Raw genomic sequence first — 12710 nt, 5'->3', positions numbered from 1 at the left:
TTATACGGGATCAGCAGTGCACAGTGCATTTATAACACTCAAGGTAAACGTTTACCAAAACTTTTTCATAAGATGTAAGTCATTAAAATACAAAACATTGAATTAATTGAAAATATAATCAGGTAATCGATTTCTTAAACAGGGAAAATTTCTGGGTAAATCACACTATTGGCTATAACACAGGAGCGGCTTTGTTTGCTGCTGTTGTTTCAGATCAAGATCCAAAGTCACACAAAGCTTTAGCATCAGGTTTTGTTTTTCTGACAAAGGAACTGCCCTGAGTATGAACTTGCCATTAAGTACTGCATTAACCCCTTTGTCATCAGGCCAGACCGTCGCACAAGTGCTACAAAAAAACCTGATTTGTTGTGAGCCTCAAACCAGTGTGCAACAAGCTGCAAGCCTGATGCGACACCATAACATCAGCTGTATTCTGGTTAAAAAAAGCGATCATATTCTTGGGATCTGGACTGAGTCTGACTGCAAAAAACTGGATCTCTCTGATACCACTTTATTAGGCCACCCCGTCTCTATGGTTATGAGCTGCCCGGTACTTTCTGTGCCAGATCAATGCACGACCAGTGAAGCTGCGGCGCTGATGAAACAAAAAGGTGTCAGGCGTTTACTGGTCACAGACAGAGCGCACAAGGCCATTGGCATAGTGACGCAAACCGATCTGATCCATCAGCAGCCACTGGAGCATTATCTGGTGCTGCGGGATATCAGCTCTATTCTGGTCGAGTTGCCTTTGTTGCTTCAGGCTGAGCTGACGGTAGCACAGGCTGCAATTCTGATGCAGCAAACCCAACGCGACGCCGCTATTGTAAAATTTGATCATAGCCAGTGTATTGATACAGAGTACGGCATAGTCACAGAACGGGATCTGGTGCACTTTGTCGCGACAGAACGTACGCTGTGCACTTTGACTGAAGTCGCAACCCGCCCTTTACTGACACTGCCATTACACAGCAGTTTATTGCAGGCTGTGCGGCTGTTACGCGAGCATGGTTTTCGCCATCTTGGTGTCACCGATCCCTACGGTAAACCTGTAGGTTTGTTGTCCCATAACCACATACTGCTAAATATGGAACATTTGTATATCAGTGAGTTAAAGGCTGCATTAGAAGCCAGAGACAAAGCGCTGCGCTCCTCAGAAAGCAGTTTGCGCTTAGCTTATAAAGTGATAGAAGCCTCGCACGATGCTGTGATGATCACCGATGAGCGCGGTGTTATTCAGTCAGTTAACCCCAGCTTTTGCAAGCTGACAGGCTACAGTATGGAAGAAGCCTTAGGCCAGACTCCAAACCTGCTCAGCTCAGGGCAACATGACGAGAGTTTTTATCAGCAGATGTGGCAACGCTTGCAGCAGCAAGGTTATTGGCAAGGTGAAATCTGGAATAAACGCAAGAACGGCGAAATTTACCCTGAATGGCTGTCTATCAGCGCTGTCAGAGGTGAAAACGGTACAACCAATCAATACGCAGCCATTTTTTCTGATATTACAGAGCGTAAAAAGCGCGAACAAAAAATTCATGAACTGGCTTATTTTGATGAACTGACTGGCCTTGCCAACCGCCGTTTGTTTCAGGATAGGCTGGAACAGGCACTGGCGAATGCCAAACGTCACGACCACCAGTTAGCTGTTCTGTTTCTCGATTTAGATTTATTTAAGCGAATCAACGACACTTTAGGTCATCAGGCCGGAGATGAAGCCTTACGTCAGGTTGCGAGGCGGCTGCAAAAAGCCAGCAGAGCAGGCGAATCCGTAGCTCGCCTCGGCGGTGATGAATTTACTATGCTGGTGCCTGAATGCGACGGTGTGGAAGAGATAGAAAAGCTGGCGCAACGTATAGTGGCACAATTTGATCTGCCTTTTCAGATCCAACACAACGAGCTGGTATTAACCACCAGTGTGGGGATCAGTATTTATCCACAGCATGGCACCAATGCCAGTGAACTGCTGAAGTTTGCTGACGCCGCTATGTATCAGGCAAAAGAATCAGGCCGCAACAAATACAGCATTTACACCAGCAGTGTAGGACAACGTAATGATCAGGCATTGCAGTTGGAGCAGGCTCTGCGCAAGGCGTTGTCGCACCAACAATTAGAAGTGCACTACCAGCCTAAAGTGAAGCTGCAAACCGGGCAATTACATAGCCTGGAAGCACTGGTACGCTGGCATGACGATGAATTAGGTGAAGTACCGCCAGCTCGTTTTATTCCGATGGCTGAAACCTTAGGACTTATCCATCAATTGGGTCAACAAGTACTGCGACAGGTTTGCCACCAGTTGCAACTGTGGGAGAAACTGGCAGTACCTGTGGCTGTAAACATTTCGGCAAAAGAGCTGGCTGATCCACTATTTCTGCCTCAGTTAAAACAAATCCTGGCAGAAACAGTGGTAAATCCACAATTGCTGGAACTGGAAATCACCGAAAGCTGCTTGCTGCCCGAACGTGCGACTCAGACTCAACATATGCTGCAACAACTACGGCGACTTGGTATCCGTCTGGCTATCGACGATTTTGGCACTGGTTATTCTTCTTTGTCTTATTTACGACATTTGCCTATTAATAGCCTGAAAATAGACCGAAGTTTTATTAAAGCCTTACCGGACAATACCAGTGATCGACAAATCACCAGCGCCATTATTGCGATGGCCAATGCGATGGGCCTGGATGTCATAGCTGAAGGTGTGGAAACACAAGCGCAACAGGAGTTTTTGCTGGCAGCAGGTTGTCAGTTTGGTCAGGGGTACTGGTTTGGAAAGGCTGAAAATGCAACAACTACTCAGCTATTGCTGCAAAAAACTGCCCCTCGTCATTTTCATAAGCCATAAATACAAAAAAGGCAGCTGCTATGCAGTTGCCTTTTTTTGTGTTGTGACCGGTGGAATCAGATTAAATCTGTTAACTCCGGTAACTGTAATTAGAAATTACAGAACAACGATTTTCTCAGCCTGTGGGCCTTTTTGACCTTGTGTTACAGTGAACTGTACACGTTGGCCTTCTTGCAGAGTTTTGAAACCCGTGCTAGAGATTTCGCTGAAGTGAGCGAAAACGTCTGGACCTGAAGCCTGTTCGATGAAACCGAAACCTTTAGTTTCGTTGAACCATTTTACTGTGCCGGTAGTTGTATTAGACATGGTATATACCTGTATTTAATGAAATTAATATGCCTGGTTTCAGGCGGTGGTGCTGTAAGAGATGTTTTAACTTATGAATACAGGACGTACTAAAACAACAGTAACATTCGTTGTGGTGCATAAATAATGAACAGACTAACAAAGCAAGGCCAGTGTATAGGTTTTCAGAGCTGTGTCAAAGCTTATTTCACTAAGTTATTAAAATAAGCCTTTTTATAATGTTCAATATCGCTGACAAACTGTTGTATCACATCAGGTTTAGCGGGTTTTCGATAATAGTTAATATTGTCACTGATCGCCTGATCTTCGACATAATTCATAATATTGGAGGTTAATAAACCAATAAAACACTGCTGATCACGGTTACGTATCCATTTAGCCAGCTCCAGCCCGTTACGGCCAGGTAAGTTATAGTCCAACGAATAGGCATCAAAATGCTGTAGTTCAATCAAGGTCATAGCTTCTTCAGCGCTGCCTGCAGTGGAACAACTCCAGTCTGGCCTGAAGCTTTGTACATAACCTCTGGTCAGCATTAAACACACCTGACTGTCGTCTACTATCAATAACTTAAAAGGCATAAGTTTGTTTCAACCTCTTCCTTGTTACTTACAACAGAAAAGTCCATGGCCTTTTACTGTAGTTATAACTTATCCAATTCTCCAGTGATGTAACAAGATGATTTAGTTTTCGAAACCACTATAAGGTTCAGAGTCTCGAGCTAAAAAAATCAGAGTTCTGTCAACAAAACCTGTAACTGCTGAAACCCGGGGCGACTACTGACCTTCTGTTGCATAGATAACTGCACTACAGCTGCAAATCTTTGCTCAAATTCTGCCGACTCATCAACAGACAACAGACTTTGCATATCCAATAACCAGTAACCAAAAGCTCTGACTTCCAGTGCACAAAACAGCTGTTGTTGTTTTTGTGGTAGGGCATGAAACGCAGTAGCAGCGCCAAAGTCGCCCAGATACAGCTGTTGATCTTCATTCACCAGCATATTATGCGCATACAAATCGCCATGAACTATCTGCTTTTGATGCAAATGTGCCATCACGTTGACTACCTGCTGCGCCAGTTGCTTAAGCTTGAGCAGCGTCAGGTTTTGGCCTTGGGTAAAGGTATCGCGTGTGCAGGTATTAAAAGAAGGCGGTTGTCCCAGTACAGAAAAAGACGCTGGCACCAGCTCCATCACTAAACCAGGTAAATCGCAGTCTGTTAGCTTTGCTTTGACCGCTATCAGATTTGGATGATCACCTGCATTCAGGTAATTATTCATCTCGTCTTTTGGGCAACCATCACTGGTGATCCAGCCTTTAAACTGCTTTAACGCCACCAGCTCGTTATCTTGCGCAAAACGCGCCTGATAAATAACACCGGACGCGCCTTCCCCTAGTTTTTCTAACAACTGATAATCAGGCAAACTATGAGCAGTAATAGCTTGAGCTTCAGGCACAGGACAAGCAGGATTTGCACCCAGCGCCAGCCAGGCTAATTTTGGCAATTCAAATAGCCAGTCAGGAAAAGATTCAAACTGATTCAGCGATAATCTTAACAAACCCAAATCACGACACTGCTGCATCGAATCAGGTAACGAAGACAGCTGATTCCCCGCCATTGCTACTTTGCGTAGTTTGGTATAACGACCAAAGTCATTCGGTAGTTGGGTAAGCTGATTGTCTGTCAGAATTAACCATTCCAGCTGTTCCGGCAGAGAAGCTTCAGCAAACTCTGTTAACTGATTACCTTTAAAACTCACCATAACCAAAGCTGGGCAAAGGCTTAATACAGCAGGAATATGACTGAAATTATTATTGGTTAAAAACAGCCGCTTCAGCTTTTGAAAACGGTGCAAATCAGCAGGTAAATCCGACAACTGATTACCGGATAAATCCAGAACTTCCAGACTGTCGGCAAAACGGTATAAATCAGCCGGAAATTCACTCAGGCCAGCAGAGAGATTGATACGGCTTAATGGCGCTGTAGTTTGCGCTAAAGTTTCAAGGCTAAACATCTGATCCCAACCTGCTGAAAAAGCCGGATTGTACAGATGCAGCCTTGATGCAACAAGTTCTGACCTTTACAGCTGATAGATTTGTGAACCTGCAACCCGCACTCTGTCACCACGGCGTAAATCGCCAATCTGCTGATAATCAAAGAGTTGGGTGCGGCCGTTGTCAAAATCCACAGTCACACGATAAATTTCCTCTGCCGTTTTATTGTTTTTCTCAACCTGATTACCAGCCATAGCACCACCTACCACACCAACTCCTGTAGCTATGCTTCGGCCTGAACCACTACCAAATTGATTACCAATAACACCACCTAATACAGCACCCAGCACAGCTCCCCCACCTGAATTGCGGTTGTCTAACGCAATAATTTCAATGGATCGGACGCTGCCAATTTGCTCTGCAGGTTCAACGCTTTGTTGTACATTCTGACGAGGGGAGCTACAGCCAGTTAAAGGGGCAAGGCTCAACACAGCCAGAGTTAAAGAAGACAAAAAAAGTGTGAAGTTTTTCATAGCAATATCCAGCTAACCACAAGGATATTCAGCCTGGACTTTGAACACTGCTTCGTCTGTACGACAGAACACGCAGCAGCGTTAAAACAAAAACGAATACCCTTGCAATACGACTCAACCAAACCAATATCCAACAACAGCTGTACTGAATTTCACTATTGATTGCCCACTAGGAGATGCTATGAGCAACACTTATACCCCACCAAAAGTCTGGACATGGGAGCAGCCAAATGGTGGCGCTTTTGCCAGTGTGAACAGACCCGTCTCTGGCGCCACCCATGAAAAAACTTTGCCTGTTGGCGAACACGATTTACAGCTGTATTCAATGGCCACTCCCAACGGTGTCAAAGTGACTTTAATGTTGGAGGAACTGCTGGAGGCTGGCCATCAAGCTGCTGATTACGATGCCTGGTTGATCAGCATTCGTGATGGCGACCAGTTCGGCAGTGGTTTTGTTGCAGTGAACCCGAACAGTAAAATTCCGGCGTTATTCGATCGCAGCACTGGCATCAGGGTGTTTGAGTCGGGTTCCATTTTGCTTTATCTGGCTGAAAAGTTTGGTGCTTTTCTACCAAAAGAGGTAGCCAAACGTACTGAAGTGATGAACTGGTTATTCTGGCAGATGGGCAGCGCACCTTTTGTCGGTGGTGGCTTTGGTCATTTTTACGCCTATGCTCCGGAAAAATACGAATACCCAATCAATCGTTATGCGATGGAAGCAAAACGCCAGCTGGATGTGTTAGATCAACAACTGGCTAAACATCAATTTGTTGCAGGCGATGAATACAGCATTGCCGATATGGCGATTTGGTCCTGGTACGGCGGTTTAGCTTTAGGCCGGTTGTACAATGCAGCTGAGTTTCTGGATGTGCAAAGTTATAAACATCTGCAGCGCTGGGCCAAACAAATTGATGCACGCCCTGCTGCAAAACGCGCGGTGAAGGTCAATCGCAACTGGGGTGAAGCCCACGAGCAGCTGCCGGAACGTCATAGCGCTGCGGATTTTGACAAGATCCCTAAAGCATAGATGCCTGAAGCTTAATCGGTACGGTTGGCAAAAGGCAGGCTGTCTTGTGCCTCCTGCTGATACAACACTAAAGCCCGTTGCTCCTGCACACAGTAACGGGCTATAGCTTCGTTGATAGCCTTGTGTTCTGCTTTTTCAGTAAAGCGATAAAAACCATGTCGCAACACTGGTGCAAAACCACGTTGCAGCTTATGTTCGCCTTGAGCTCCGGCATCAAAAAACTGCAATCCCTGTTTGATGCAATAGTCTATACCGCTGTAATAACAGCATTCAAAATGCAGGAAGTTAAAGTCTTGTTCAGAGCCCCAATAGCGGCCATATAAGGTAGTTTCTGACTTGAAACACAAAGAAGCTGCCACCATCTGGTCATCGACAAAAGCAGCAAAAACCACCATTTGCTTTGCCATAGTCTGACCCCAACGCCAGAAGGTGTCCGCTGTTAAATAGCCATTATGGCGGGAACGCTTTTGGTAGGTGTCACAGTAAAACCCATAAAACTGCTGCCAGAATGCTAAATCCAAATCGGCACCGCTTAAGGTTTTAAGCACAACGCCCTGCTCTGCTACCGCCGCCCTTTCCTTACGAATTTGTTTACGTTTGCGTGCTGTCAGTACAGCAAGGAAATCATCAAAAAGTTGAAAGCACTGATTCGACCATAAAAACTGCACATCAAAACGTTCAATAAAACCTGCTTCACGAAACGCCTGCTGATCGTCAGGTGAGGCATACAGGCATTGCAGATGGCTTAATGGCAAAACCAGGTTGAGTTGACTGACCCCCTGCTGTAACCATTGCAGCACTTGTGCTTTATCCACATCAGCGGCTAGCCCCAACCTCGGCCCTTCAGCCGGCGTAAAAGGAATCGCCAGCAATAACTTAGGATAATACTCCAGACCGTAGTTTTGATAAGCTTCGGCAAAAGACCAGTCAAACAGGTATTCGCCATAGGAATGCAATTTGATATAGGCAGGCACAGCGGCAATCAGTTGATCCTCTTGCCAGACAACAAAATGCCGCACCAGCCAGCCGGTTTCTCTACCCGAACTGCTGCCGACACTGCCACCCAGCTCCAGCGCCTGTAAAAACTCATAACGGCTAAAAGGATAGTCCGCCGGGAATAAAGCATTCCAGTCCGCTGCTTTGACTTTACTAATGGAATCAAGCCACTGCAGCTGCATATCAGGACCTTAATAAGGCAATGCGGCCAGTTTTGACCACTTGTTTATAGATACGGGGTTCAGGTGCGAGCACATACAAGTCCCCATTTAAGCCTGTCAGTTGAATCGGCACTCCGGCTTGATGTGCGACTTGAGCATTAGCTTCAATATGCGCCGCTTCACCATGCACTGGCACAGCGATTTGCGGTTTGACCCAGCTGTACAATAATTCCAGCTCACCGCGGCATGGATGCCCTGAAACGTGAATGGGTAAGTCTGTGTCGTGGCTTTGTAAGGTTTGAATGTCACGTTGCTGAAATTGCTGCACCAGCTTTTCGATAAAAGCTTCATTGCCAGGAATAATAATGGAGCTGAAGATCACTAAATCACCACTTTCCAGCGACAACTCACGCTGCATATCAGCGGCTAACCGGCTTAAGGTCGCTTTAGGTTCACCCTGACTGCCGGTCGCGACTACTAAAACTTCGGCTTTGGGTAAATAACCCAAATCATTGGCATCAATCAGATGAAGATCCTCTGGCCAGTGCCCTGTAGCCCGGGCGGCGCCAACCATATTTTGTAAAGAACGGCCCAAAAGCGCCATATAGCGGCCTGTTTTATTCGCCACCCGACCAAGCGCTATTAAACGCCCGACATTGCTGCTAAAACCACTGACCACCACCCGGCCCTGCGCCTGGCTTATCACCTGCAACAAAGCCTGATAACAGTCGTTTTCCGACACTGAAAAACCTTCCCGCAACGCATTAGTCGAATCACAGACCATAGCTGTGACATTCTCCTGGGCTAAGCGTTGAAACACGCGAGGTTTAAAGGCTTTCCCTGTCATAGGTGTTGCATCTATTTTCCAGTCGGCGGTGTGAAACACAGAACCAGCGTCAGTGCGGATCATCAGGCAATGAGGTTCAGGGATGGAATGGGTAATAGCCAGAAACTGCACCGCAAAAGGGCCTATATGTTTGGTATCGCCGGTTTTGACTTCAATGATAGGAACTTTGTCTAAAAGCCCTACTTCGGCAAGCTTACGACGCAGAATTTCAGCAGTAAAAGCTGTGGCATAAACAGGGCATTTAAAACGGGGCCAAAGTGTTGGCAAAGCACCTATATGATCTTCGTGAGCATGGGTAATAATGATGCCGGCCAGATTCTCCGGTTGTCTGGCAATAAAGGCCGGATCGGCAGCCACTACATCGGCTTTGCTTAAACTATTGGGCTGCAATGGACTATTAAAAGTCACACCACAATCCACCATCAGCCACAAACCGGCATGACCATATAAATTCAGGTTCATGCCAATTTCGCCTGTGCCACCCAAAGGTAAAAACCACAAATCAGCGCGGCTCGGTATTAAATCCACAATCACAACTTCCTGCGCTTTTCACAACCACTATTCACAATACGGCTAGTGTAAGCCCATTGGCTCAGCCAGCCTAGTAATAAAGGCAGTCTGGCGATAAAGGTAGCCTAAAAATAAAGGTCGAATAGGTGCTTAATGCACAGGTCCGGCGCTTTGATCAATTTGCTGTTGCAGCGATTTAGCAAAACCCAACAAAAACAGCAGCTCAGCCATCACAAACAAAGGTCCTATCAATAACCCCACCAGATCATCGACAAAAGCTGGCTTTTTACCTTCAAAATAGTGCCCGATAAACTGCAGCACCCAACCCAACACAAATACTGCAACAGAGCTACCTAACCAGGCAGAGGTGCTGTTCAGTGCGACCAGTTGCAGCGCCAGCGCATAACAGCTCAGGCTAAACACCAGCATCACTAGCCCCATAGTCAGACTTAAGCGGAAATAAAATAACAAAGAGCCAACCAGCAACAGATGAGTGGCTGTGATGCCCGCTACTATCTCAAACGACAATAAGCTGAATAAGGCAATTACAATCAGCGGAATACCAGCAAAGTGGGTGTAAATATTACGTTGGTCTCTATGGTAATGGGCGTACTGAATTAAATGTTCTGATAAGGTTTTCATAGGGTTCTCCTTAGCGAAAAAAACACTCTAAGGCAAAACAGCGCGGAACACTGTCGGGCAGCCGACAATCTTAAGCAGTCGCTAAACAGCCACCTCTGCAGCTAGTTTTAACAGCTTCAAATCTAATACCTCAATTTCGCCATAGCTGGTGCGGATCACGCCGCTTGCCACTAACTGTTGCAGTAACTGATTAATGGTCTGACGCGATAACGACAATAATTGGCCCAGTTGCTCTTGTTGCACTGGGATCAGGTAACGCTCATCCTGCTGATGCAAACGACATAACATCAATAAACGTCGTGCCAGACGCACTGAAGCGGGCAATAAACTCATATCTTCCAGCGCCTGAAACACCAGCCGCATTTTTTCCGTCAATAACTGGCCAAAGCGTTGCCACCAAAGCGGGTCCTGATGCACCAACTGCTGCAAAGCTGAATTATTCAACTGCAGCAACTGACAAGGCACACTGGCGGTAGCGTCATGAGTGCGGGCTTTGCGGTCAAACAAAGCAATTTCACCTATCCAGTCACCAGCTTCCACTATGGTCAGCAAAGCTTCGCGGCCTGAGCTGTGCACGCCAGCAATCAGCAAAGCGCCGGATAACAGTACATAAATACCATCAAACTCATCACCGCGACTGAATAAACGTTGCCCTGCCCCAAGTTGCACCAGTCTGGCATGAGCTAACAACTGCTGCTGTTGGCTCGTTGATAAAGCAGCAAACCAGTGGCTATGCTCCCGAAGCTGTAATGCAAAATGGTCGGACATAACTACACCTGAGCTATCAAGCTGAATAATTCAAACTGTGCACAAGGTAGGAGATCCGGATAAAATCAGCAAGTACAGCAGCTCAGCATTCGATTCAGAACAGGAAAACAGATGAACAGAAGACAATTCTTAATAGCAGGTGCAGGTATTACTGTGGCTGCAGCTGCTGGATTGGAGCTGGGCAGCAGAGGTTTTGATGCCAATTGGGATGCTTTGCTTGAGCAGCTACACTCGCTACAACACAAAGAACTGACCAGCAGCGGCAGCTGGAACCCAAGCCAGGTATTTCAGCATCTGGCTCAAAGTGTCCGAGGCTCGTTTCAGGGTTATCCTGAACATAAAGCGGCCTGGTTTACCCACAGTGTTGGGCCTGTCGCCCTCAAAACCTTTAAAGCAGCAGGTGCTATGGTTCATCCTTTGGATGAGGCGATCCCAGGCATGCCACAGCTTGACGCAACCATGCCAACACCACAGGCATTGCAATCCTTGTTACAGGCCTTAGAGCAATTTAGCCAGAGCACCAGCCTCACCCCACATTTTGCCTATGGTGTGCTTAATCATCAGGATTATCAGGCTGCTCATGTGATGCATATACGGCAGCATTTACTGCAAATTCAAAGCAGTTGATCAACTTCATGATCATAAAGGGCTGACAATTGGGGCTACAAAAGCCGGAATATGCCAGCACTTTTCATCAGCAGCAGTTTTTGCTGTCGTTTTAACAGCCATATGCTGCACCACCACCTGATCAACAATAGCTGTTGCCATCAGCGCCATCTGATCAAAGTTATCTATGCCGTTGTTAGCAAAACCTTTGCGGGTGCGATGAATATTAAATTTGTCGGAGAAGCTGCGACCAAAAGCCTGTTCCACTCCGGTTTTTCCCAGTATAAAGCCATAAAGGCCACCCCAGGTTGCGGCTGGGTTATCCGAATCCCAGCCCGCCAACACAGCTATTTTTATCGTCTCCTGCATATCACCTTCACCATAAAACAAGCTGACTAAACTGGCAGCAAAGTTAATGCCAGCGGCAAAGCAGCCATTGCAATACAGCTTTTTGCCGGTAATTTCGTAACCGTCTTTCGCTTCGACCTGATAACGCTGATACAGCTTATCTCTGGCCTCTTCCCATGAAATGCCGGACTGATACAAAGACCAGACATAATCATACATCTTGGCCGGATACTGGTTTGACGGTAGTTCGGCACGGGCTTGTTTTGCTATTTGCAGTAATTGAGGCTGTATAGCCTTGGTTGGATCCACTGCAGCAGAAAGCGCATGCATCACCACATAAAAATTAGCGATATCGGCCGCTTCGCCATAAGCCGTGGTGCGTATAGGTAAATAGGCTAGTTTGGAGGCTATATCAGCACGGAACGGCGACAAAATACCAAAGAGCTCAGTGGTGAGCTGAGCATCAATCATATCGTAGTGCGGGTTATTGGCTGGCATACCGGTGAAAGGCGGCAGAATATTTTGCTGCATTAAATCAAAAGCTTGCTGATTCGATACCCATAAAAAGTTTTCTGGTTTGCCTTCTGCTGTTTTAAAGGGCGTTTCTGAATCTTTGTAAATATGCGCTAGCCAGCCATCGCGTATTTGTTCTGCACTCAGCAGCGGTTTTTTGCTGTCGTGCATTAACTTCAGATAAATATATTCAATATCGCTGTCATCATCCGAACCCCAAACTTCATCTTTATCAGCCAAAACCCAATCAATAGTGGCAGATAAATTACTGGGTATACCCTGGCCCCAGATACTGGGCTGATCTTTTGTTTTCCAGTCTTGACGGGTATAAAACTTCCCTGCCGGGCCCTCCCCGCCAATTTTATCCATTTCTGTCACCAGCCCAGTCCAATTGGCAATACTCAGCCCCAGCCAAAAGCCATGTACCTTATCGGCATATAGCTTTTTATTCAGACTATAGCCGTCTTGTGTTGTGGCCTGACAAAAAGCAGCAGATGTAGCTTGAGGCTGCGCATAAAGAACGGAAGGAGTGAAAAAAAGACCAGACAACAGCAAAACAGAAAGCACAAAACACCACGCCGATTTCATAGTAAATCCAAAATGAAAGCACTTACAGGAGC

The 12710-nt window shown here is 46.4% G+C and carries 12 protein-coding genes; 3 read left to right on the top strand and 9 right to left on the bottom strand.

All coding sequences use genetic code 11. The annotated features are described in order from the left end of the window. The first annotated feature begins 283 nt into the window (after window positions 1-283). A complete protein-coding gene (locus LSG34_RS07665; RefSeq protein WP_233008237.1) occupies window positions 284-2839 on the top strand; it encodes an EAL domain-containing protein in 2556 nt (851 codons plus the stop codon). 96 nt (window positions 2840-2935) lie between these two features. Here LSG34_RS07665 and LSG34_RS07660 read toward each other — a convergent pair whose 3' ends face one another. The 4 genes from LSG34_RS07660 to LSG34_RS07645 all read right to left on the bottom strand — a co-directional run bounded on the left by LSG34_RS07660 (window position 2936) and on the right by LSG34_RS07645 (window position 5672). Then, window positions 2936-3145 carry a cold-shock protein gene (locus LSG34_RS07660; protein WP_008897616.1) on the bottom strand — a complete coding sequence of 70 codons (210 nt, stop codon included), beginning with the start codon at window positions 3143-3145 and terminating at the stop codon, window positions 2936-2938. Between the two features lie 182 nt (window positions 3146-3327). Then, a complete protein-coding gene (locus tag LSG34_RS07655; protein WP_233008236.1) occupies window positions 3328-3723 on the bottom strand; it encodes a response regulator in 396 nt (131 codons plus the stop codon). A 149-nt stretch (window positions 3724-3872) separates the two neighbouring features. After that, window positions 3873-5159 carry a leucine-rich repeat-containing protein kinase family protein gene (locus tag LSG34_RS07650; RefSeq protein ID WP_233008235.1) on the bottom strand — a complete coding sequence of 429 codons (1287 nt, stop codon included), beginning with the start codon at window positions 5157-5159 and terminating at the stop codon, window positions 3873-3875. Between the two features lie 66 nt (window positions 5160-5225). Then, window positions 5226-5672, bottom strand: coding sequence for an outer membrane lipoprotein (locus LSG34_RS07645; RefSeq protein WP_233008234.1), 447 nt, complete (start codon window positions 5670-5672; stop codon window positions 5226-5228). A gap of 181 nt (window positions 5673-5853) precedes the next feature. Here LSG34_RS07645 and yghU point away from each other — a divergent pair, with 181 nt between their 5' ends. Next, on the top strand, window positions 5854-6699 hold the full coding sequence (yghU, locus tag LSG34_RS07640) for a glutathione-dependent disulfide-bond oxidoreductase (protein WP_233008233.1): 846 nt from the start codon (window positions 5854-5856) through the stop codon (window positions 6697-6699). Window positions 6700-6710: 11 nt separating this feature from the next. Here yghU and LSG34_RS07635 read toward each other — a convergent pair whose 3' ends face one another. From LSG34_RS07635 to LSG34_RS07620, 4 genes are all read right to left on the bottom strand, one after another. Continuing rightward, on the bottom strand, window positions 6711-7877 hold the full coding sequence (locus LSG34_RS07635) for a GNAT family N-acetyltransferase (RefSeq protein WP_233008232.1): 1167 nt from the start codon (window positions 7875-7877) through the stop codon (window positions 6711-6713). Between the two features lies 1 nt (window position 7878). Next, complete coding sequence (locus tag LSG34_RS07630) at window positions 7879-9231, bottom strand: ribonuclease J (RefSeq protein ID WP_233008231.1); 1353 nt, start codon at window positions 9229-9231, stop codon at window positions 7879-7881. A gap of 132 nt (window positions 9232-9363) precedes the next feature. Further along, window positions 9364-9855, bottom strand: a complete 492-nt coding sequence (locus tag LSG34_RS07625; RefSeq protein ID WP_233008230.1) for an Mpo1 family 2-hydroxy fatty acid dioxygenase — start codon at window positions 9853-9855, stop codon at window positions 9364-9366. A gap of 81 nt (window positions 9856-9936) precedes the next feature. Continuing rightward, on the bottom strand, window positions 9937-10623 hold the full coding sequence (locus LSG34_RS07620; RefSeq protein WP_233008229.1) for a Crp/Fnr family transcriptional regulator: 687 nt from the start codon (window positions 10621-10623) through the stop codon (window positions 9937-9939). 111 nt (window positions 10624-10734) lie between these two features. Here LSG34_RS07620 and LSG34_RS07615 point away from each other — a divergent pair, with 111 nt between their 5' ends. Next, the gene (locus LSG34_RS07615) at window positions 10735-11250 is read left to right on the top strand and encodes a DUF1569 domain-containing protein (protein ID WP_233008228.1); all 516 of its coding nucleotides are present in this window, start codon (window positions 10735-10737) and stop codon (window positions 11248-11250) included. A 12-nt stretch (window positions 11251-11262) separates the two neighbouring features. Here LSG34_RS07615 and LSG34_RS07610 read toward each other — a convergent pair whose 3' ends face one another. Beyond that, window positions 11263-12678 (bottom strand): ADP-ribosylglycohydrolase family protein, encoded by a 1416-nt coding sequence (locus LSG34_RS07610; protein ID WP_233008227.1) that lies wholly within the window; start codon window positions 12676-12678, stop codon window positions 11263-11265. Between the last annotated feature and the right edge of the window lie 32 nt (window positions 12679-12710).

It is taken from the genome of Rheinheimera faecalis (genome assembly GCF_021290965.1).
Lineage (GTDB): Bacteria > Pseudomonadota > Gammaproteobacteria > Enterobacterales > Alteromonadaceae > Pararheinheimera > Pararheinheimera faecalis.
This window is presented reverse-complemented; position numbering and strand designations above follow the sequence as displayed.